Annotated in this window: 13 protein-coding genes; 1 reads left to right on the forward strand and 12 read right to left on the reverse strand. The window is 41.5% G+C overall.

Annotated elements, in window-relative coordinates; translation table 11 throughout:
- Positions 1 to 184 precede the first annotated feature (184 nt).
- From BLS59_RS14770 to BLS59_RS14780, 3 genes are all read right to left on the reverse strand, one after another.
- On the reverse strand, positions 185 to 3337 hold the full coding sequence (locus tag BLS59_RS14770; RefSeq protein ID WP_091150056.1) for a GH92 family glycosyl hydrolase: 3153 nt from the start codon (positions 3335 to 3337) through the stop codon (positions 185 to 187).
- A 246-nt stretch (positions 3338 to 3583) separates the two neighbouring features.
- The gene (locus tag BLS59_RS14775) at positions 3584 to 6265 is read right to left on the reverse strand and encodes a ThuA domain-containing protein (protein ID WP_091150057.1); all 2682 of its coding nucleotides are present in this window, start codon (positions 6263 to 6265) and stop codon (positions 3584 to 3586) included.
- Positions 6266 to 6538: 273 nt separating this feature from the next.
- A complete protein-coding gene (locus BLS59_RS14780) occupies positions 6539 to 7117 on the reverse strand; it encodes a biliverdin-producing heme oxygenase (protein WP_091150058.1) in 579 nt (192 codons plus the stop codon).
- Positions 7118 to 7330: 213 nt separating this feature from the next.
- On the opposite strand from BLS59_RS14780, the gene BLS59_RS14785 reads away from it, so the two are divergent.
- Positions 7331 to 9559 carry an ATP-binding protein gene (locus BLS59_RS14785; protein WP_091150059.1) on the forward strand — a complete coding sequence of 743 codons (2229 nt, stop codon included), beginning with the start codon at positions 7331 to 7333 and terminating at the stop codon, positions 9557 to 9559.
- 30 nt (positions 9560 to 9589) lie between these two features.
- Here BLS59_RS14785 and BLS59_RS14790 read toward each other — a convergent pair whose 3' ends face one another.
- The 9 genes from BLS59_RS14790 to BLS59_RS14830 all read right to left on the reverse strand — a co-directional run bounded on the left by BLS59_RS14790 (position 9590) and on the right by BLS59_RS14830 (position 23694).
- Entirely contained in the window at positions 9590 to 10402 is an 813-nt protein-coding gene (locus BLS59_RS14790) for a 3-keto-disaccharide hydrolase (protein WP_091150060.1), read from the reverse strand.
- Positions 10403 to 10744: 342 nt separating this feature from the next.
- Positions 10745 to 12892, reverse strand: coding sequence for an alpha-N-acetylglucosaminidase (locus BLS59_RS14795; protein WP_091150061.1), 2148 nt, complete (start codon positions 12890 to 12892; stop codon positions 10745 to 10747).
- 63 nt (positions 12893 to 12955) lie between these two features.
- The gene (locus BLS59_RS14800) at positions 12956 to 14497 is read right to left on the reverse strand and encodes an FG-GAP repeat domain-containing protein (protein ID WP_091150062.1); all 1542 of its coding nucleotides are present in this window, start codon (positions 14495 to 14497) and stop codon (positions 12956 to 12958) included.
- A gap of 114 nt (positions 14498 to 14611) precedes the next feature.
- Positions 14612 to 16123: a RagB/SusD family nutrient uptake outer membrane protein gene (locus BLS59_RS14805; protein WP_240315244.1), complete on the reverse strand. Its 1512-nt coding sequence runs from the start codon at positions 16121 to 16123 to the stop codon at positions 14612 to 14614.
- A gap of 25 nt (positions 16124 to 16148) precedes the next feature.
- Positions 16149 to 19559: a SusC/RagA family TonB-linked outer membrane protein gene (locus BLS59_RS14810; protein ID WP_162842642.1), complete on the reverse strand. Its 3411-nt coding sequence runs from the start codon at positions 19557 to 19559 to the stop codon at positions 16149 to 16151.
- Between the two features lie 295 nt (positions 19560 to 19854).
- Positions 19855 to 21027 (reverse strand): FecR family protein, encoded by a 1173-nt coding sequence (locus BLS59_RS14815; RefSeq protein WP_091150064.1) that lies wholly within the window; start codon positions 21025 to 21027, stop codon positions 19855 to 19857.
- 120 nt (positions 21028 to 21147) lie between these two features.
- Entirely contained in the window at positions 21148 to 21714 is a 567-nt protein-coding gene (locus BLS59_RS14820) for an RNA polymerase sigma factor (RefSeq protein WP_091150065.1), read from the reverse strand.
- A gap of 517 nt (positions 21715 to 22231) precedes the next feature.
- Entirely contained in the window at positions 22232 to 23239 is a 1008-nt protein-coding gene (locus BLS59_RS14825; RefSeq protein ID WP_091150066.1) for a zeta toxin family protein, read from the reverse strand.
- Positions 23240 to 23289: 50 nt separating this feature from the next.
- Positions 23290 to 23694, reverse strand: coding sequence for a hypothetical protein (locus tag BLS59_RS14830; protein WP_091150067.1), 405 nt, complete (start codon positions 23692 to 23694; stop codon positions 23290 to 23292).
- Positions 23695 to 23715: the final 21 nt, after the last annotated feature.

Here is a 23715-nt window from a genome sequence, read left to right on the forward strand (position 1 = left end):
TTTAACAACATTGGTATTTAATACCGGCGGATATTTTCAGGTAACGCTATAGTCAGTACATTGCAGATGAGATAAAAAAAGCGAATATTATTTGTATTCGCTATATAGATCAGGCATGTATATTATCTGCTTATTCAAACGAATATAAACAAAATATACATGCCCGATTAACTACGGCAATTACCTATTGCGATACCGGGATATCCGAAATACCCCAGTTGGTGTTTGCCTTGTCGCCCATTTTAAGTACCAGGCTACCCCCCTTTAACAGTTCGGATGCGGGGAAACTGAACGATGTTAGTTCTTTGCCGTTAAGTGTAGCACTTTGCACGTATTTATTGTTACGCGATGTGTTGACGGCCTCAATAGTAAAGCTTTGTCCGCGACCATATTGTCCGTTGAGGTGAATAACCACTTTTGAAAATATAGGGCTGCCTATTTCATATATAGGTTTGGAGCTTGCTCCCCCATCGGTTTGGAACAGGCCCAGCGCGTTCATGATAAACCACGAACTCATTTGCCCCTGGTCTTCATCGCCAAGGTAAGCGTTTGATGCACCGAAGCCGTAAAACCTATCAACGATGGAGCGGCTCCAGCGCTGGGTAAGCCATGGTCTTTTAACCCAGTTAAACAAAAACGCGAAGTGCATGGATTGCTGGTTGCCCTGTATCACGGGGTAATCCCAATATTGATCGCCGGGGGCATTAAAACGCAGCTTGTAGCTTTCGCCAAAACCCCACTCCAGGCGTTTTATAAATTTATCTACACCAATAGTATTTGCCAATCCGGGTACGTCCTGCGGCACGAAATAGGTTAGCTGCCAGGCATTGCCTTCTACATAATGTTCGTTTGCGCCAGATTTAAACGGATCGAAATTCGGGAACCACGTTCCGTCAGATTTTTTTAAACGAGCGTAACCACTCTCCGGGTCGATGATGTTTTTCCAGTACGTTGATCGATCATGAAACTGCGTGTATTCCTTATCCTTACCCAAGGATTTGGCTAATTGCGATACCGTCCAGTCGTCAAAGGCATATTCCAGCGTGTTGGAGAAACGCCCCAGGTCATAAGGCACATATTTGTATTTCAGGTAAGCTTCCAGATCCTCATTACCGGCATGCCCTGCTTTGCCTACCACTTGGGCAGGCGTGGTTTGCATTTTATTAACCGCTTCAAATGCCTTTTGTACATCATAATCACGGATGCCCATCTGGTAAGTACTTACTATAAGCGGGATCTCGTGCTCGGCAACCATTACGGGCACGTAGTTCATACCGGCAGGCCCTTTGGCCAGCCAGCCATCGGCATCATACATGGCCAGTTGCGAGTGTACCCATTTAGACGACCACTCGGGCGTAACCAAATTCCAGTACTGGTTAAGGTTCCAAAACGTGTTCCAGAACGCGTCGCAACCCAGGGCTACAGATTTGCCGTCGGTAAATTGCTGTACCCGTTTAGATGCATCTATCCATTGCCCGTTTACATCGCTCCAGGTATTGCGGCTGGCTAAGCCACGGTACATATTGGTATAAAAGCGCATTTTTTCGCGCGAGTCATTAGTGGTGATCTCCAACCTGCCGAATAGTTTATTCCAGGTTTCACGCTGATTATCGCGCACTTTATCAAAGCTCCAGCCAAATGGCTTAACAATTTCTGTGGATAAATTTTCGGCGGCGTTTTCCATGCTTACCAGCGAAATACCGGTACGCACCTGTATCACCTGGTTGGTGTTGGTATCAAATTCAACAAATGCACCTGCTTTTTTAGGGTCGATGGCGGCAACAACATCTTTATCTGTCACTGAATTGTTAACCCAGGTGCCAAATTTTTTGAAAGGCCTGTCAAACTCTATTACAAAATGAATGGTATAATCCTGGTCTACCCCACCCGACCATACATCTTTTGTAAACTGTTTGCTATAGCCTTCAATGCGCGTATCGCTAACTCTTTTCAGGGTAACATCCTTCAGGTTATAACCGTATTCGGCCGGGATTTTCAGATCTATCATTACCCGGGCATTGGTAGCTTTTGGATATGTGTAACGCATAAAGCTGCAACGGGTAGTGGCGGTAAGTTCGGCTTTGATATTGTAATCGGTAAGCTGTACTTTATAATAACCTATGGGCGCTTCTTCACTGGCCTTGTCTATTTTTGAGCGGTAGCCGTCGCCGGTTTTGCTTTCATCACCTACCTTAGTTTTTAATGGTCCGCTTGTGGGGAATAGACCCAAGCCGGCCATTGTCCACTCGTGAATGTGGCTAAAGGTGCCTATGCTCTCGTAAATAGGATCATACCCGGCAGACCAGCCGCCATTCTGATTATCAGGACTTAACTTAACCATGCTAAACGGCATCCACGGGCCGGGAGCAATCATCCAGCGTGAGTGGCCGGTACCTATTCGGGTATCGCCATATTCGGCCGGGGTATTAAGTTTTTGTGTGTGGCGCTGTATGCTGCCGCTTTCCAACAATCGGCCATTGCTAAACACTTCATACTCGCTTGTTTTTGCTTCCGATACTGCAGGCATGGGTACTTCCAACTGGTAACGTGCCGAATCGATATCCTGCTCCAATAAAGTTTTCCCATCTACCTTAACACTAATTTTTGGGGTACCGGTAAGGTGTTCTACATCTACCAGTAAAGGCTGAAAATGCTTGCCATTGTTGTCAATTTCGTAAGCGGCTGCTTTTACTTCGCGCACAAAAATATCTTTCGGGGTTACCAGTTCCAAACCAGCCGGGCCATCCAACCGCACCTGATCAAAAACCAGCCATGAGCCATCAATAGATGTAAGCGCTATTTCATTACCACTTTTACGCAGCATACCTGGCGTAAGCGGGATACTGATATTGTAGGGTTTATTGTTTTCTAAATTACCATAGATGGTGTTATCTGCAACCGCTTTTTGGGGCAATTGGTATTTATAGGATTTCCCGTTTATGCTTACCTTAAATAAGGGAGGCATTTTTTCCTGGTAACCAGCAATGGTTATAACTAAATTACATTGGGCATTTTGTGGCAGTTGCTTTAAGCCGAAAAGAATATTCAGCACACTTGAGCGTGTACCCGCTGTTGATCCTGAGCCTCCCCAGGCATCTTTAGGGCCGGGCAAGGCATACGGCCAGTCGGTTTTAGGGTTAGAGAAGCCTACCAGGTAATAACGGTCTTCCCATCCAAAATCGTGATTAAGGAAATGCTCAAAATCGGCGGGGGCCAAAGCCATATCGGCAATGCTGTTATCGGCTTTTCCTATTTGCCATATTACCTTTTGCTGGGCCGATGCCGGCAGTAGGCCCAGGCATATTAATACCGCTAAAATGTATATTCCTTTTTTCATGTTTTAATTAACGATGGATTGGTTGCTGTTAATGGTTACCAAATAAATGTGACGCTATTAATTGCTCAATATAATAAATAACAGATGATTAAACGGTTCAATATTTTATTTGTTGTATTGTACAAACATATTAAAAAAATCAAAACAAAAGCATATTGACAAAATATTTTTAAGGCCGGAATTTTAGGGGCAATAAAAAAGGCAGGATAGTGATTATCCTGCCTTTTTATTTACAATAATGAGATGCTATTTAAGCGAATAGATCCAGTTGATGATCTGTTTGGCTTCAGCAGCTTTTAAGGCCGGATGTGCAGGCATAGATACATCGCCCCAAACACCGTTACCGCCCTGTTGTATTTTTTTGGTGAGGTGATCTGTAGAGGTCGCGCCTTTTGGATATTTTTTAGCTACCTCGGTAAACGCAGGGCCAATTGATTTTTCACTCACCTTATGGCATGCTTTACAATCAAGAGATAGCATGAGCGCTTTGCCTGCAAGATTGGCTTTCTGATCGGCCAGGGTAAATTTCAGACCGGGCGCATTGTTGCCCGCCAGTATGCTTACTGGTTTACTTATGTTGGCCGCATTTTGATCGTCTTTAACTTCAACCGTTGCGGTGTAGTTGCCTTTTTTGGTGTAAGTGTAAACAAGCTTTGGCAAAGCGGTTGTCTTTTTTACCCCATTGCCCAGATTCCAGGTATAGGTCATTTTATCACCTTCAGGATCTTTTGCCGATGCGGTAAAAGTAACCGTTAACGGCAGGCTGCCGAATGCTTTGTTAGCAGCCAGCGATTTAACATCTGGTGCGCGGTTACCACGGTTATAATCTAACCTGGCTAAACCCGCATCGGCATTTTTAGAGAACCAGCCCGAGCCATATTCCAATATATAGATCTTACCATCGGGACCTGTTTCCATATCAATTGGGGCATTGAATTTGGTGCCGGGCATAAAGGGTTCCATTTTGTCGAAATCGCCATTGGCATCAAGTGTTACCACTTTTATCCAGCCCCTTATCCACTCGTAAATAAATACTTTTTTGTTATAGTAATCAGGCAAACGGGTTGCTTTCGGGAACATATCTGTATAATAAGCCGGACCAGCCATAGCCGTCCTGCCGCCCTCGCCAACCTGCGGAAAATCTTTCGACTCGCCGTAAGGATACCAGATAAACGCCGGTTGTGCCGGTGGCAATACCTTTAAACCGGTATTGTTCTTAGAGTTATTTACAGGCCGCAGCGGATCAAACGCTATACCCGATTCGCCGGTGGCATAGTTATATTCGTGATACGGAATGTTTGGCCCTACAAACAGCGGCCAGCCAAAGTTACCGGCAACTTTTGCCTGGTTAACCTCATCGTATCCGCGCGGACCACGGGTAGCTAAACTATCGTTATTAGCATCCGGGCCAACCTCGCCCCAATATAAATAGCTGTTTTTCTTATCAACCGAAATACGGTAAGGGTTCCTGTTACCCATTACAAAAATTTCGGGTTTGGTGTTAGGCGTACCCGGTGCAAAAAGGTTACCCGCCGGAATTTCGTAAGAGCCATCTTCCTTAACCCTAATGCGCAGGATTTTACCCCTCAAGTCATTGGTATTACCTGCCGACCGCCTGGAATCATGGTTTAAATAACCGGGGCGATCATCCAGTGGTGCAAACGAGTGGGTATCGTAACCATTATTTTTTGATTCATCAAACGGGGTTGAGTTATCGCCGGTTGATACATACAGCATACGATCTGGCCCAAAGGCGATGGAACCGCCCGTGTGGCAGCAAATTTCCCTTTGCGAATACAATTGCAGGACCACCTTTTCGGTTTTAACATCAAGCGTATCGTTCACAAAAGTAAAGCGCGATAAACGGTTTACAGATGTATCCGCAGGGCTGTAATAAATGTAAACGAAATGGTTGGTTTTAAAGTCAGGGTCAACCTGTAAGCCTAATACGCCTTCTTCGGCATTGGCATCTTTATTATGTTTTGTTTTCCAGTAGGCATCTAAAAAGCCAACTTGTTTTACCTTTTTGGTGTCGTTTTTATACAACATTACCTCGCCACGACGCTGGGTAACCAAAATATCCAGGTTAGGCAAAATAGCCATTTCGGTAGGCTCAAAAAACGTTCCCTGTACTAAATTGGTTTTTACGAAACGATTGGTTTCGGGCACGCGCTCGGTAGTGGCTTTGGCGTAGTTTAATTTTTGATTACCTCCAATAGCCCATTTAATACCACCAAGAATGTGTTTTAAATAAGCCGGATCGCTGTATGATTCGTCGGTATGGCCAAGCTCGGTATAAAAAGCACGACCGCCCTCAAAATTATGATACCAAGCCATTGGATGGCTGGCGCCGTTTTTACCACCCTTGTAACTGCTTTCATCAATATTGATAAGCACATGCACATCGGGGTTAAGGCTCTTAAAGTTATACCACTCGTCGGTCCGCTTCCATTCGCTGGGTAAGTGACTTGTTGACGGATGGCTTTTATCAACCACGCGCAGCGTAGCTTCCTGAATTTGCGGGTGGCTTTCAAAATAAGCGCCCACTAAACGGCCATACCAGTGCCAGTCGTACTCGGCATCGGCAGCAGCGTGAATACCCACGTAACCGCCACCGGCCTGTATATAACGTTCAAAATCATTACGACCGCCCGCTGAAAGTAAAGGACCGGTAGTACTTAGGAAAACAACCGCAGCGTATTTGCTTAGGTTGCCCTCGTTTATTAAACCGGCATTTGATGTAGTATCTACCAAGAAATTATTCGCTTTACCCAGCTTAAAAATGGCAGCAACGCCTGCCGGGATAGAGGAATGGTGAAATCCTGCTGTTTTTGTAAAAACAAGTATGCGCGGCGTTACCGGCGGCCTGCTAAAACCAAAAAACAAAAGCGGGACTAACAATAGTGACAAGTAAAATTTAAGTCGCATTGGATTTTTTTTAAGTTTAATATTGAGGGCAGCAATTTAATTAATTTCCAATACACTCAATCGATTGCGTGAATTATTTTTAGTAAAGATTTTGTTATGTAAAGGCCAATTACAGTTTGGTTAATTTATCTGTGTATTAATTTAACATTTTATAATATTGTTTCGCTGGGCCTATTTACAACAAAGCCTATAACATCTCTCCAAAACTTTTACACAAACTCTTAACACCATAGATTGGCCTGCAAGCAGTATAGAATGATATAAGCAGATGTATTAAGGTTCAGTCCGATCCAAAACAACCTTAAATTGCCGGAAAGTAGCTTTAGCAGAGGTTATTACAATGCTGCTCTCCGATTGATCTTCGGCCTGCCGGTTTAGGGCGAGTTTAAAGCTATCCCACATTGTATGCAGTTGTTCTCCATAGCTTTGGAAGAAGGACAACCCTGCATCATGAAGGTTTAGCTGTTTGCCGATCATCCGGCTGATAATTAACCCGCCTAAAGTAGATCCTTCCATTACATACATTGCACCAAACGCCTGTAAATGGTTTGCTATCAGCGGAAGGTCTGCCGGTTTAGTTTTCTCAGGTAATGAACCACCCAGGGAGTGAATATCTGTGGCCAGGCTTTCGGATTTGCGGCGCTGTAAATGATCAGGCAGTTCAGCTATTCCTATGTAAAGGTTAATGTGATCTTCCAGCGCGCCGAAATAGCTGTAGAAACACTTTAACAAATCTACATAGTCATCCACGTTCTGCATTTTACGCATACGCTGTACCAGTACCTTTTCCAATTCCTGGTGAGGTCCTGAAGTTTCTATTTTAAGCTGGTCGGATAGATTTTCGTTTTGCAAGAGGGGCTAAAGATATCGAAAGTTTATCCGGTTTATGCCGAATGTTATGTATACCTTTCAAAAAAAACACGATCCTGTTCCCTATCCCGGGAACATCTTTAAAATGGATAAGAGTTGTGACTTATTAAACAGCTTTTATTATTTCTCTAAGCATACTTTTCCAATATCCTGAGTTTCAGTTTTCAAATTAACGAGTACCTAAACGGCATCTTTATGACCACTACCGACCTTTCTAACTGCGACAGGGAACCTATTCACATCCCCGGAAAAATACAATCGCATGGCTTTTTGATAAGCATTAACCAGGAACTAAAAATCACCTATTGCAGCGAGAACATTTCGGCCTTTGCTCCAGTGAGTGCTGCAAGCCTTCTTGGTACACCCGTTTATTTTCTGGAAACAGTTATTTTAAACAAAATGGACGGGTTTATTACCAAGCTGCTTAATATTGCTAAAACCAAAGAAGGTTTCCGTCCTCTTAATCCATATCCTATTCATATTAACGGCAAGGATTACAACCTGATCATTTGTGACTCGGCCGATCAGTACCTGCTGGAGTTTGAGCCAAGTAACTCAGATTTGAAATTAGATATTCAGCTGGTTATTGGCAGTATGCTATCTGAAATTATGTCTGCTGCAGATCTATCCCATTTATTGAATAACGCAGCTTTGCAAATCCAAACCATTATTGGATACGACCGGGTTATGGTTTATAAGTTTCATCAGGACGGACATGGCGAAGTGGTTGCAGAAGCTAAAACACCACAATTATCAACCTGGCTTGGGTTGCATTATCCTGCGTCTGATATTCCGCAGCAAGCCCGTGAGCTATATAAATTGAATCTGGTACGGCAAATTGCAGATGTGTCAACGGTTCCATCTACCATTCTCACCTATCCCGAACTCAACGATAAACCGCTTGATCTTACCCAATCCTCGCTGCGGGCGGTATCGCCGATACATATCCAGTATCTGAAAAATATGGGCGTGGCTTCCAGCTTTAGTGTTTCGCTGATCCACCATGGTGAGCTATGGGGATTGATTGCCTGCCATAACTATACACCAAGATTTATCCATTACAAACAGCGCGAGGCTGCTAAACTTATAGGGCAGGTGCTTTCTTCATCCCTTAGCTTTAGGCAGCAGGAAGAAAACCAGCATAAAAACAACAGGCTAAAAACAGCGGTAGATGACCTAAGCAGGCATTTGCTGCGCTACAATAACATTGAGGATGCCTTGTTTAATCATGAGGTAACGGTGCTGCACGCGGTTGAAGCCGAGGGTGCCGTACTCGCTTACGACGGTCAGTTTCATCATACCGGAAAAACCCCCGACAATATCTTTATTAATGCTATTGTTAACTGGTTACATGAAAACATGCAGGAAGGCATTTATGCAACAAATTGCCTTGCCGAAGAATGCCCGGCAGCGATAGCGCATCAAAAAACGGCCAGCGGTATTTTGGCATGCCGGCTTTCCAGGGAATTAAAAGAATATATCATTTGGTTCCGGCCCGAGGTTGTTTCTTCCGTCACCTGGGCTGGTAATCCGGATAAGCCTGTTGAGATTGGCGAAAACGGGCTCTCCCAAATTTCGCCGCGAACGTCATTTGAAACATGGAAACAGATGATACGACAAACCTCCGCTCCCTGGAAAAATGAAGACTTCCGGTCGGCCTTGCAGCTTAAGGATGAAGTGGCATTTGCCATTACCCGTAAAGCTACCGAGATAAGGATCCTGAACGATAAATTAAAGGAAGCGTATGACGAACTGGATGCATTCAGTTACACCATTTCGCATGATCTTAAAAACCCGCTCACGGCCATCAAAAGTTATTCGCAGCTGCTGCAGCGCAGTTCGCAATTGGCACCTAAAGAGCGCAAAATGCTGGATGGAATCGTAATTGGCGCAGGCAGGATGCAGTCTATGATTGAAGAGGTACTGCATTACTCTAAAGCCGGGCAAATAAAAGCCAAGCCGCGTTTGGTAGATATGACCATGTTACTTGACGATTTAAAAGAGCAATTGATGGTTGCCAATGAACATACGCCGTTAAACATTAACATTGGATCTACACCTTCCATTTACGGCGACGAAACCATGATTCAGCAGGTATTCTCCAACTTAGTTGGAAATGCCATCAAATACTCAGCAAAAACCCAGACACCTGTTGTGGACATCAGCGGTGAGCATCTCGAAAACCAGGTGCGCTATCGGGTAACCGATAACGGGATAGGCATTAAGCTGCACGACATTGAAAAGATTTTTGATCTGTTTACACGATCTGACGATGTTGACGAATATGAAGGTACCGGCGTTGGCCTCGCCATTGTTAAAAAAATAATGGAAAAACACAAAGGCCGCATTTGGGTAGAAAGTGAATTAGGAATAGGCTCAACGTTCCATGTTGCATTCCAGGTGAGGGAACTAAAGAAGGCGTAAATTCAAGTTCCAAAATAGTTTGTTTATTATTTAACGGTCAGTATCCGGCAATTGTTTGATCTCTATGTTCCGGAAATCGACAGGCTGGCCTTCACTTTGCAAAGCTATAAAGCCGCTGCTTAATAATTTCCCGTCCTGCTTATACTTTGGATCGTAGCCATGTGCCACTCCGCCGCCAATGGTGGGTCTGGAATATTGCAGCACAGTATCGCCGTTGATGATATGAGTAATTAATTTGTTGCCCAGAACAATCAGCTCGCCTTTTACCCACTGATCACCATCATAGGTTTTTGAAGTAGAATTGATACAATGGTCTGGCGATACCCTGCCTTTGTAAACAACGTCGGTGCCGGGTGAGCACATATTTCCTGTTGGCCTTGATTGTCCATCGCCAAGACCGCCTAATAATTGCATTTCTATCGATATTGGCCAATCCTGGTCTTTCAGCATGGTTCGGGGATCCTGCGAATGAAACATCATACCACTGTTAAGGAGGGTGTAATCCGGAGCGCCTTTTTGCTGCTTACCAACAAAGCGATACTCAAACCGCAGGTGATAGTAAGAAAACGGCGTTTTGTAATACAGGTGACCAAACTGATCGTTGAAATCGCCATATTGATCATAGCTGATCCTGATCATGCCATCTTCTACCCGAAACGTATTCCCATAATTTTCGCCAACTTCGTGATGATTAATTTTGACAAACCAATCGTTAATGTCATGGCCGTTAAAAAGCTTTTTCCAGCCCTTGCCGGCACTACCGGTTTCGACCAGTTTTTTTGCACCGGTACAGTTTAATAGGAAGAAACAGGAAAACATAAAAAGATAGTGCGCTTTTTTCATAGGTGATAAAGTGTTGTGCTATGCATTTATTCAATAACCAAAAATAGTATAATTAAATTCAGAGATGGGTTATTCGCTTTTAACGATAAAATGATATTTACCAGATGCCAGGTATAAATTCTATTATGCTGTATTTTTAAGATGCCAGAGCAGAGTAGTCTTTATTAACATAAATCTTAAGAAACCCATAATTGCGTTTACCTTTGCTTCTATGGCAGGAATATAATAAATATCTAAATTACAGACACTTACACAACACAAGTAACAAATAAGTAACAATATGATGGGAAATAATTGATGTAGATCAATTATTTCCCATCATAATCTAAGTCATCACATTAACTATTTGATAATTCTATTGATCAAATCATTCAGCTTATCTTCCGGCAATTGACCCTGTTGATAAACCCCAGGTGAATCTGCCCACTTTTTTTCCATATCAAAATAGACATTTCCTTTGGGTTTTAACTGGTCAGCGTTTGTATCCTTTATAAATCTTTTCCATCTTTCAACATAAAGTGATGATAAAAGCCCACCCCATTCTTTATGAGCATAGTCGCGCAGGTCGGTTTTAGGATTATTCCCACCCCAATATGTAATTTGAGCTTTTGCATTTTGCAAAGCAATGATTTTTTCTTGCGGCGTAATGCCAAAACGCTCTGCTGCATTTAGCCAAGTGGATAATGAAAAATATTTATTTGACGACAGTAATGAGTCCTGCATCATGAGCATATGACAAAACTGATCAGATGTGGTGTTAAATAAAACTTTGTTATTACTCTTCAGTGCTTTAATCATCGTAGCATACACGGTATCAGCCCTATTAGCCATAAGTTGTCTTAAAAAGTCGACTCTGTCCGTTTTATAGGTTTCGCTATTTTCAAACCCTGGTGATACCGACACAAATAATTTAACTGCTGCTTCAAATTGTTTAAGGTCATAATTCCTTACCCTTGTTCCCCAGGAAGAAACACTATTAATACGGACTGCCGGCCTCGCGCAAAAGATCGATTCGGACGGCCCCTCCTGGTATTGCTCCGGGCTGCTGTAAACTGTTTGCAATAATTGCTGCCAGGCATTTTGTATTGTATCATTATTGGTTCCATAGCGATATTTAACGTAACCTTTTATCCATTTACTTACGTCTACACTATCTTTATGCCAACCCAATTCAAGCATCAGATCGTATGCCACCGGATTATTGCGTATACCCTCCGGAATGACACCTACGCCCTTCAACAAATTACCGTATTTACTATTCTTTGCCCGATAAACCTCACTTGCAAAACGCTGCAATTTTCCATAAAGTCCATTTTTTTCTCCAAAGTTGCTCACGTTGCTCCATACAAAAGAAGTACTGTCATACCCATTCCTTTGTTCCCAATTATTAGTGTTTTCCCCGAACAATTCTATAACAAGCGCCTTTGATCTGTCTAATCCCTGTAATAAACTTTTTGAGGGGTTTTCTTGCCAGCCTTGCAGCACCCAGGTACTTGCAGGATAATACTGCTGCATAACATGCTGAATTTCTTTGGCTGATGCAGTTATGTCTATACCGGCAGATTTACCTCCTTCGTGGAAAGGCTCACCCCCAAAATAATGAATATCTTTGCCATACAGTTTTTGCATTTCTTCATAATAAATGCCAGCAATTTTCTTGAAACTGGTGTCAGTAGGCAACAGAAAATCAGGGCGCTTAAAACCGCCAACCCAGTTTCCCTGGTCAACTACCTGAACATTCATCTTATTTTTCAGAGATGTTGGAACAACGCCATAAAAGGCCTGTAAAATTGGTGAAATACCTAACTGCTTCATGCGGCTTAAAATTTGCCTTTGTAATGCAGTCTGCCTATCAATCATGATCTGCGTAACCGGACCACCCCACCCTTCCAGATTACCCATTAACCACCATGCTGTAAAACCCGGACCAGGAATAAAACCGAGTGCTTCTTTATCCGAATAACCAATTCGTTTTAAAGTATTTTCCCAAACTGCTTCTGTACCTACAGGGGCCAGCATTAAATTTACACCATTTAACGCCATCCAATCAAGCTCACGCTCCCAGTCGTTCCATTTGTAAAAAGCCATAGTATAACTTATGGTACAATAGTTCAATGCATACCTGACCGGAAACTCAGCCACTATTCTTACCTTATTTTTCAGAAGCGGCAATACAGCAACCGGCGAAAGATTATCGCCCATGTGTGACATACTTCTGTGGCAATAGTATTTTAAATACCAGTTTAAGGCGGTAGCTGCTGTATTGGCGTTTGAGGCGGCAATTCTTACTTTATTGTCTTTTGTCGAAATTTCAAACACGTCCTTTCCGTTATCAGTGGCAAGCATAAAAAAAACGAGCTTTGGTGCAAGCCAAGGCACTCGCCTTTGCGCCAACTGCCTAACGGGAGTAAAATCCTGCCCCTGAACAGAAAAACTTATCATGATTACACAAAAAGTTATGAGGGTTATTATTCTTAAAAAAAATTTCATCGTTCTTTTTTTAGTCAGCGTACAAGCCTGATTTTTTTAATATTTAGGTTATTCGGTTGTATTTTATTTTGATTTCAAAACCAGGATTTCCGGCCCGTTCATCCATTGCAGCATCAGCGTTCGATTTTTTCCGGGTTTAGCGGCCATGTTTCCGAGTATAATGTCAGGCTTATGATCGCCATTCATGTCTTTTACATCCATACATATCCACCTTCCTTTATTGGTAACAGCAGGATCAGTAAATGCTTTATATTTATAGCCACCCTGATTGATGAGCCATAAAAACCCTTCCTGTGGTTGATGCTCATAATCCGCAAAAAAACTAATTACAGCGAGATCTGGTTTGCCATCCTGATTAAAATCCGCAGATACGGCCTTATAACAGCCGTTTACATGAAAGAAATAAACCTGTTTAAACTGCCCTTGTGCGTTTTTTTTGAATATATATACGCCATGATAAGGCTTCAAAATCTGTGAGTAATCTGCATTGTCACCACAGGTATAAATAATCTCTTTTTGCCCATCGTGATCAATATCCTTCAATTCAAAATAGGTAGATCCATAACAAGGAGGAAAAGACAGCACTTGTTTTTGTTCAAATTTGCCGCCGCCTTTATTAATAAACTGAAAAACACCCTCAATGTCATGTGCAAATAAAACCCATATATCTGGCAGACCATCTCCATTGATGTCTTCGATATACATTTTTTCGGCCCCGGCGGTGGTAGAAATAGTTTGTTTTTGATAGTGCCCATTACCCGTGTTTTTAAACAATGATAATTGCCCGCTCATATAACCAAATTCACAAACCACGATGTCCTTTTTCTCGTCGCTATCCATATCTACCATAGCTGATTGAACAGGCCTGTATACACTATCGCATAACGTTTTCCGATGGATTATTTTACCACCTTGGATATCTACCTGCTCTACAAAGCCATTTTTTTGCACGGTAGGCTGAAAGCTGCCGATATGAGTGACCAAGAACGAGGTCCTCCCTTTCGTATTGACAGCATTCAGGGGTTCCACATCTACTACTCCTTTGCAGTGGATCAAACTGTCCTTAACTTGCAGGGAGCTATCATAAATACGAAGTGTACTGTCTTTAAAATTGGACTGAAACAAGAGCTTACTTTTTTCATCGTAATAAACAAGCCCCGTATAAGCTTTTGACTTTTTTATGGGTAACGATGTATCAAACTGCTTACTGTCAGCAGTTATTGGTACAGCAGGCGAAATCAGGGAATCGGGAGCATTTTCCAGGTAAAAATCCACAACTTTTTCCCAGTCTGCTGTAGGAATGGATGCCCGTACATGGGCAAATAATGGATTTCTATACTGCGCCGCCATTTCGGGTGTCAGTTTCCGGTAAGTGCCGTCTTTATCTTTAAACAAATCAGCAAATGCGCCCATAGCAGGCAGCACATGATTAGCCCATGTTTGTTTATTGAGTAATGATGGGGATGGGTAGGCATGACAGGACGTACAGTATTTTTTTGACAATACTTCACCCTCAGATGAATAATGCCCTTTGGTATTTGTACAGTTCCAATAAATCATAACTATACCTAAAAAAAATATTACAATGATTATTGTCCTGTGCATTGGATCATTCAAAACTTATAGATGGATATTTAAATACTACTGTAGCATACCACATTAACCTCATAGCTAAAAATACGGCAACAGACGAGTGAATTATCTGTTGCCGCTGATTGATTAATTATAACCTGGATTTTGCTTAATAATGCCATTACTTTGATTAACCACATTTCTTGGCAACGGATATAGAATTTTATTATCGTCGGCAAAAGTAGATCCATCGTCTTTGGCCCGCTTAATATATAGGCCCCACCTGATCAAATCATCCCGCCTTACCCCTTCGCCCCATAGTTCAAATAAGCGTTCATTTTGTATTTTAGCTAAAAACTGATCGTGATTTAACGTACCGGAAACGTATGCGGGCAGTCCGCCGTGAGTTGTGCGTACATCATTAATCAAATCATACGCTTCCTGATTGGGTCCTCCGTTTTGCTCATTAAGCGCTTCAGCCAGCAGCAATTCCACATCAGCGTATCGAAACACCGGATAATCCACGCTACTTGCATCTGAGTTTGTTTTGGAAGGATCGAGGCCGAACTTTACAGGCACAGCGCCAATATCCCCTCCCGCTCTGGCATCCCGGAATTTTACAGTACCATTTGCATTAAAGCCTACCGGATATTTCTGCAACAAAACACCAAGCCTTTTATCATGCTGGTCAAATTTATCATAAGTTTTCCATGGCATCCGGTATCCGCCCCAGCTGTCAGTAGGTATACCCGTTGTGTCTACGTAATCTGGAGGCAGAGCATGGTTAAGCCAGTCATTATAATTAACGTTGCTGGTAGGGGAACAAACAATAGCTAATATCAATTCTGAATTTCCTCCTTTATTACTGATATTAAAATTGTCGGCATATTTAGGTGTTAAGCTAAATCCCAGCGTTTTGATCTTTTCTCCGGTGGCTACAGCATCGGCCCAGCGTTTTTCCTGCATGTACAGCTTTAGTAAAGAAGTGTAACATGCGGCTTTGGAAAACCTGCCGTAATCAGCTCCGGTAAAGGCATTAGGCAAAACGCTAATAGCATCAGTAAAATCATTGATAATGTTATTAACCATTTCGTCTTTCGTTGGGCGTGGAAGAACAGGAGAACTCAGGTTGTTCACTTGGGCTGCGTCAAGTCTTATAGGAACCGGGCCATAGTAAAGGTAAAGAACCTGTGAATAATACGCTCGCAGTGCTTTTAATTCTGCAATGTATCTGTTCTTTAAAGAGGCTTCCATAGCAATAGTGTTAACTTTAGAAATATACACTGTGATCTCTGATATCATGGGCATCAACTGAGTGTAATGATGGGTGTTATCATAAAAGTCGGGCGTAAAATTGAGTGTGTTTAATCTGGCCCATAATGGATCTGCCCAGTTACATATCATTTCATCGGTAGTTTGACTTGCCTGTGCACGGAACGAAGGGTCTGCAGAGGCCCATCCGCCGTTGCCTCCTTCCATGGTACCGGTATACATAGCGCTGACAGCCGCTTTGGCATCAGCCGCAGTTTTGAAAAAGTTATCGCCGGAGAAAGTGCCGTATGTCTTATTCGCCAGATCCTTTTCACAGGATGCTAAACAGGAGATGACAATCATAGCAAGAAATAAATACCCAGTATATGAGATTTTTTTAGTGTTCATCTTTTAATATTTTATATAAAATAAATTAAAACGTAGCGTTCAAACCCAAAACGTACCCATGACTAAGCGGATAATAATTACCTTGACTCAAGGTTGGATCTATCGCAGGATATTTGGTTATAACAAACGCATTTTGCACATCAAACGACATCTTTAAACCTTTAATCACATTTTGCTTGGCGAAAATAGCAGCCGGGAAATTATAACCCAGTGTTAGGTTCTGGCAACGCAAATAGGACGCATTGATATAGTAGTAGCTTGATGAATTTTGATAAGCTGAATAAGATGGGTCGGATACACCAGAAGGGAAGCTCCCCCCCGGATTTTTAAACGTCCATCTTTGAAGGCTTATCGGCAGGGTGTTCCATCCAAACGATCCTAAATTCGCATCCAGTTTAGATATTCTGTATATTCCGTTTCCTGCATAAGGGCTCCATGCTTTTTGAACAGCACCAGAAAAATAGACATTCAAATCAAAACCTTTATATGAGAAGGTGTTACCAAATCCAATATTAAATTTCGGGTCGGCGTTGCCTAACAACATTTGGTCTGCAGTAGTTATAGCTCCGTCAGGGCCGGTGAGTTTACCATTGGCATCATAACCATGAATATCCTTAATAATTAACCCACCTGGTAACATGCCTGGCATAGTAGTAGGTGCCTGGACATACGTTCCCGTAAATAATCCACCTGATGATACATAGCCATATACACCATTAAACAACGCGTTTTTGCCGGATGGGTCTACGTATTTAGCTAAAGTAGCCAATGCCGCCGGCGAACGCTTAGCCCAATAGCTCAAGTAATGCGAAAAATTGATATTAGTTGACCAGGTAAAGCCGCCCTTGCTGCCGGCAATAATATTTTTAGACTGTAGCCCAATTTCATAACCTGTAGATTTGGTAGTTCCAGAGTTGCTCCAAACGCCGCCAACAGTGAAGTCGGCCGGAAATGGCACATATGAGATCAGATTTCTGATGGTTTTATTAAAATAGTCAACCGAACCCGTAAGTCTATTGGTGAAAAGTGTAAAATCCAATCCTACATTTATCTCTGCCGCGGTTTCCCATTTCAAGTCGGGGTTAGCCGCCTGCGTGAGGAAAATACCAGTTGATGTAGAATTGGTACCAAAATTAGGGCTGCCTCCTAAACCGTAAACTTCAAAAGCGCTGGCCCCAAAATTAGCGTTACCTATTTCACCATAACTTAAACGCAGTTTTAAGAAATTAACCTGTTTATTATTTTCCAGAAATTTCTCATCAGAAATTATCCAGCCGGCAGAAACCGCAGGGAAATAACCCCATTTATGATTGGTAGCAAAATTGCTTGATCCATCCCGCCTAATACTGGCCTGAAGGGTGTATTTGCTATCTAACTGGTAAATAGCCCTTGCAAAATAGGATGCAGTGGTACTTTGATTTTGCCCAGAGCTCACCGATGGTTTATCTGCCTGACCAGCCCCGAGATTATAATAAGAAATAGCATCTGATGTAAAATTAGTATTTCCTGCCGTTGAATAACCGCTATTTTGCTGCTGATAGGTATAACCTATCAAGCCATCGATTGTCTGTTTATTACCAATTGTGTGTTTATAATTCAGCGTATAATCTATCTGCTTAGTATTGGAATAATTATTTGCTATACCTGCATTGCCATTAACCTGGGCGCCATAAGAAAATGTGGTGGGGAGGTAATTGTTTCTCTTAGCGGTTCCCTGATCATAGCTAAAATTGGCCTTAGCAATTAATCCATGAATAATCTCCCATGTGCCGTAAGCAGATGTTAACAATCGTTGGTTTTGTATTTGATCAGTTATTGTTGCAAATGATAAAGGATTTGGTATGCCGGGATAACTCGGATTAACGGGATAACTGCCATCTGGCAACTGTAAAGGCATATTTGCCGGATAATACAAAGCAGCTGTAACAATCCCTCCGGAGCCATTAGCGCCTCCTGTTACCGAATTACTTGAGGCAGAATTAGACCCGATTAGATTGATACCCAATTTAATTTTATCAGATACATTCTGATCAAGATTTACCTTGCCGTTCCACCTTTTATAATCCGTGCCCTTAATTACACCTTTTTGGTCAAAATAATTGCCAGATATAAAATAAGTGGTTTTGCCATCGCTGGACGATAGTGATATATTTTGTTGATCCGTGTATCCTCGCTGGGTTATGGCATTCATAGCATTAGGATAAACCGGTGTATTATCTATCTGTTGCTGCGTATATAGCGGTACAAACGGAGTCATACTATTGGCATCAACTGTACCATAATAAGGGGCTATTTTTTTCCGGTACATATACAATTCCTGGTTGATTAAATTACGTTGCTCCATATAATCTTTGGTTCCCAGCACCTGGTACATCTTATCCACTTGTTGCAAGCCATAAGTACCACTGTATTGTATAACGGGTTTGCCTGTTTTACCACGTTTAGTAGTTATCAGGATAACCCCACCTCCAGCCTGAGCCCCATAGATAGCTCTAGCGCTGGCATCTTTTAAAACCTCGATACTTTCAATATCATTAGGGTTTATAAAGTTCATAGGTGACTGATCAACGCCACCGCCACCGTAAAATGCGCCGCTGGGAATCCCCGGATTATTGTTAACAACAATACCATCAATTACATACAAAACTCCAGGGTTGGCATTGGAGGGGTTACTTCTTATTTTCACACTAACACCTGCACCAGGTTGCCCGGTAGGCTGAATGATTTGCAAACCGGTTGCCTTTCCTTGCAGCGCCTGTTGAAAGTTGGAAGTTGTAGACACATCCAGATCAGAGGATTTTATGGAAGCTACAGCCCCGGTAACGTCCCTCCGTTTTTGTGCGCCGTAACCAATAACAACCACCTCGTTCAGATTAGCTAATTGGGGGATCAGTTTGACTGTCAAATTCGAATTAGCCTTAATTTCCTGCGATGTATAACCAACAAAAGAAACAATTAAAAAAGCGCTTTCATCCACATCTTTTAGAAAAAATGCCCCGCTATTGTCGGTTACCGTTTGTATTGCTGTTCCCTTAATGCCAACCGTAGCACCAGGTATATATTTTCCGGTTTCGTCAACTACCTGGCCGTGTATATTTATGGTTTTTAATACCCCTGCCACCTTGTTAAGAATTGGCTTCTCGGCTTTTGTTGCGATAAGAATCGTCTTCTCATCTATAGTATATAATAAGGGCTTTTCTTTTAAACACGCCTGCATCACCTCATCTAAAGATGCATTATTAAAATTGGCATCTATGCGGGCTGAGGCATCAAGCATACTTGACTTCCATAATACGTTGTAACCCGTCTGTTTACGTATCTCTTTGAAAACCTGTTTAATTGATACGCCGGATGCTTTCAGGGAAATTTTTTGTGCCAAAGTAGCAGCACTTACATGAAGCATGGTAGTTATCAGCATTAGGGTGGCTAGCTTCATAACATTCAGAATTTTCTTGATGCAGGATGAATACCTGCATATAAAATTTGTAGAATTTTTATACATTTGATTGTTTGGGTTTAATCCGTATTTAATTTGTTCACAACATTTTAATGACACCTGAACAATATTTCCGGGAGTGTTCGCATCACTTCCGGTTATTTATTTTCAGATGCAATAGACTTAGATTAGGGTCCTGATTGCAGCTTACTTTTCATGAATTTTTAGGTTAATTGTTATAAATTATTGGTAATTTCTTTTATATCAGCTATAGCCGCCCGGCTCCGAATTGATATCATTTTTTCTGGACCAAAATTTTCCGGCCCTCTATCTTAAATGCTACCCCACCTAATACTTCCAGCTTTCTTAACACCTGGGAAATCTGGGCAAAACGCGAAACTGTACCGCTAAATCTATCCTTTTTGATTTCCCGATCTTTAAATTCCACTTCTACATCATACCATCGGCTAATTCTTTTCATAATATCGTCCAATTGATCATCATTAAAAAGAAACACTCCTTCTTTCCAGGCAACAGCATCCTGTGCATCCACGTTATTGATCTTGATATCATTTACAGACAGGATAGCTTCTTGATCTGGTTTCAATATTTGCGACCCGTTTTTTTCAGGCCGGGTAATTTTAACAGCCCCTTCCAGCAAAGTGGTTTTGATAGTTGGGTTATCATCATATGCGTTAACATTAAAGTGCGTGCCTAAAACTTCCACGTCCTGTTTTAAACTGCTTACATGAAACGGCATCGATTTATTATGCGCAACTTCAAAATAGGCCTCGCCCTGAAGCTGTACCTTGCGTACGTTTCCCGTAAAATGCTCAGGAAACGTTAAAGAAGAGGCGGCATTCAGCCAAACTTTTGAACCATCGGGCAATACGATCTGCCATTGCCCGCCCTTTGGTGTTGTTATGGTGTTCCACAAAATGGCTTTTGCGTTGGGGTTATTTGTCAAAAAGGCCATATCGTTTTTAACTGTATATACTAATTGTCCGTTATTTGATTTAGTGATCTTGATATCTGGTTGTTGTGCAATAACACCGTTTGCCGCATCGGTCAGCGATATCTTCTTTCCGTTTGATAGCGTAAGGATCGCTTTATTACTGCCCGAAAGAATACTAACCGGCGAAGTATTAGTTATTAATTGACTTTTATCAGTCCTTTGTTCATAAAAAAATAGGCCTCCGCCCGCCAAAAGTAATATAGCCGCAGCAGCCCTGATCATTGGCCATAATTGTAACCGCCTAGCGGGCTTTATAGGTTGGTCTATGCGATGATCAATGGCTGACTTCATCGACAATTTTAACTTTTCCGTTTCTTTATATTTTAGTAAGGCAATCACATCGGCATCAGCAATAAACAGGTTATAATAAGCATGAAGAAATTCCTCTTCCTCTTTTGTTGCTTCATTATCCAGATAATGTGTAAGAATTTGTAAAAACTGTTCCTTGTTCATAGATTTTGGGAGGCATTTAAAGACATGAGCCCTGAACAGAAAAAAATCCCATAAAAAAATAAAATATTTTTCGGGACTGAGCGTGATCGCTAAGTTAAAGTAGCCTTAACCAATTAATGCTTAATAAAAGAGAATAAAAAAGAGAATAGAAACTAAAGATGCACGAAGGAGGACTACGGCTCTTGTCAACTGATTTTGTACTGTTTTACGGGAGATATTTAGTTGATCTGCGATTTCATTGGTGGGCAGGTCATCCTCAAAACGCATTTTATAGATTTTTTGCTGCGCCGGAGGCATGGAGTTTACAAGCAACATGTAAGCATCTTCTAATTCCTTATACAGTATTTCGGCATCTGCTTGAGAGCAAAAGGATTGTGCCTCGAAAACAAGGTCAGCAATCGGGATAAAGTTATTTTCTTTTTTGAGGATTTTGAACACATTATTTCTAACAGAGGAAAAAAGGTAGGCATCCAAATTATCTATATAGTTTGTTTCCCTGTGTGCCCAAAGGTGGATAAATACTTCCTGGGTAATGTCTTTGGCTGCATCCGGATCTTTTAGTTTTTTAAAAGCTTGCGAATAGACTCTATCCCAATGCCTGTCATATAAGTCATTAAATGCCCGTCTATCCCCTCTTCTAATATGAAGAAGCAAATCCTGATCTGTGAAAGAAGCGCTTTTAGGCATTATATGGGTTACTAACTATTATTCAGGTAATTATAAGGTCCTTTAATTTAAGGGAACAAGTCTCCCATCTTTCTTTTAAATATCAAATATTACTGGAAGATAAACAGTTATGCTTTTATTTTTAACATTTTTCTTATAATAAATTAACGCAAACGTTTGTTTACGCATTAACTATAATTTATGGTTTGCTTAGAGATTTATTTCGTATCAACGCCTTAAATTACAATATGGCATTACATAACTTGCTGATTTATTGAGCTTATAAAGTGAGCTTCAAAACATTTCTGAAAAAAGAGGGACAATAGATCCATTTTTTAAATGAATTAGCGCAAACGTTTGCCTAAAATTATAAATATCTTTTCTTCTAACTAAATAAACAAATCAAGTAGTGCTTCTTACAAAAAAGCACATCAATAAATCTGTAATAGCAACTGTTGGCTTTGAATAGCTTTTACTTTAAGAGAATAGGCGGGTCCTATTATATGTATGACAACCTATTCTCTTTTTTATGCTTGGGCTATCTACCTATTCTCTGACCCCGATCATAGTCTAAATCCTCACCGGATTCTCTGCCTTTTGTTATTTCAATATCTGGCTTGGATTCCTTAGTATTTTTTTGTTCCGGGGCTGCCATTGGGTTTTGGGCTATATCTTGTTCCTGAATTTGTTGCCTCATCTGGGTTTGTAGTTGCTTTTGTGTAGGATAATCTACCTGCATTTCTTCTTCGAAAGCTTTTATTTCTTTTTCAGTGGCATTCCTGGCTGTCTTAAGATCAATAACCTTTTGCACCTGTTCATCGAAATACAATTTCAGGTTAGTTGTCCATCTCCGGTCAATTTCTGTCTGAAATAATTGGACTGCATTTGGTGGGTTAGTACCAATTAAATGGACACCTTCAATATATGACTGATCACCCGCCTCGATACTTCGACCATAAATCTGCAATTTGTTATAAATATTCTCTGATTGTACCACAAAAAGAGTAGGCGCGATCATGTTGTAACGGGAATCATGTGCTTCTTTTCCGACCAGCCTTCCACTGTTCTCTTTGGATTTCATTTCCTCGAATCGGATATGTGTGCCTAATAAACTCAATTTGGGATGCACAGCTAATAATTTGATCACTACCTGATAGCCCTTTTGCTGTAATGCATAAATCGTTTTATTCATGCCTGCCCCAGATGAAAAGGTAGTTTCAAGGATATAGTTAAGTCTGTTTGCCTCACAATAGTCTCTTAAACCATTGTTCCAGTCTTGTGCGTATTTGGAGGTAACTTCGGGGAAATAGTTTTCGTAACTAAACCTGATCTCTTCCGAATCAGGATGATAGTCCCGGAACAAATCTGCGTTGCAGATGATGACATCACCACCTAATTCTGTTCTTGCCATTCTTTCCAACTCAGTCTTTCCTGCTCCCGGTTGGCCACCCAAAATTATGACCTTTGGGTTATCAGATGGCTTTTTCCCACTCGTTAAATCAGTTATAATGTCTTGTTGGATTTCACGAAATTCCTGATCAGAAATCGTGTAAAGCTTCTTTAATGATTCGGTATAATCTACCGCAGTTGGGCTGCTTAGAACTGGAGTTTTTTTTTCTCAGCCAATAAAATGGGGCTATATTTTTCAATAACATGCTCCATTCGTTCCTGGCTGGAGAAATTCTCGTTGTCATTTAATGCCTCGATTACCTCTTTACGCAGCTTACCCAATCCTTCAATTCGCTTCTGATCAGGGTTGGGTTTATTTTGCTCTTTTCGTGTTTCCCTTGATGCTAAAGCAACTAATCCATTCAGGATAGAATTAGCACTTTCAGTCAGGGAATACCAGTCCAGCGGGTTGCGTTCTTTTACAGTAGTAGTTGCTGTTAAAGGCAGATGTAACTGCTCCGCAATTTTAACGTAATCCTGGTAATCCATGATCACCCTCACCGGCGTCCCCGTTGCATCTGTCACAAATTGTGTTTCCATAACCTTTTCCATAACGTTATTCAAATTTACTAA

The sequence above is a fragment of the Mucilaginibacter pineti genome (assembly GCF_900101875.1).
GTDB lineage: Bacteria > Bacteroidota > Bacteroidia > Sphingobacteriales > Sphingobacteriaceae > Mucilaginibacter > Mucilaginibacter pineti.

Excerpts from the sequence above, each read along its gene's own strand:
- BLS59_RS14785 (WP_091150059.1), top strand. The coding sequence starts at position 7,331 with ATGACCACTACCGACCTTTCTAACTGCGACAGGGAACCTATTCACATC.
- BLS59_RS14795 (WP_091150061.1), bottom strand. The coding sequence starts at position 12,892 with ATGAAATTTTTTTTAAGAATAATAACCCTCATAACTTTTTGTGTAATC.
- BLS59_RS14820 (WP_091150065.1), bottom strand. The coding sequence starts at position 21,714 with ATGCCTAAAAGCGCTTCTTTCACAGATCAGGATTTGCTTCTTCATATT.
- BLS59_RS14810 (WP_162842642.1), bottom strand. The coding sequence starts at position 19,559 with ATGAAGCTAGCCACCCTAATGCTGATAACTACCATGCTTCATGTAAGT.
- BLS59_RS14790 (WP_091150060.1), bottom strand. The coding sequence starts at position 10,402 with ATGAAAAAAGCGCACTATCTTTTTATGTTTTCCTGTTTCTTCCTATTA.
- BLS59_RS14815 (WP_091150064.1), bottom strand. The coding sequence starts at position 21,027 with ATGAACAAGGAACAGTTTTTACAAATTCTTACACATTATCTGGATAAT.
- BLS59_RS14805 (WP_240315244.1), bottom strand. The coding sequence starts at position 16,123 with ATGAACACTAAAAAAATCTCATATACTGGGTATTTATTTCTTGCTATG.
- BLS59_RS14830 (WP_091150067.1), bottom strand. The coding sequence starts at position 23,694 with ATGGAAAAGGTTATGGAAACACAATTTGTGACAGATGCAACGGGGACG.
- BLS59_RS14800 (WP_091150062.1), bottom strand. The coding sequence starts at position 14,497 with ATGCACAGGACAATAATCATTGTAATATTTTTTTTAGGTATAGTTATG.
- BLS59_RS14770 (WP_091150056.1), bottom strand. The coding sequence starts at position 3,337 with ATGAAAAAAGGAATATACATTTTAGCGGTATTAATATGCCTGGGCCTA.
- BLS59_RS14775 (WP_091150057.1), bottom strand. The coding sequence starts at position 6,265 with ATGCGACTTAAATTTTACTTGTCACTATTGTTAGTCCCGCTTTTGTTT.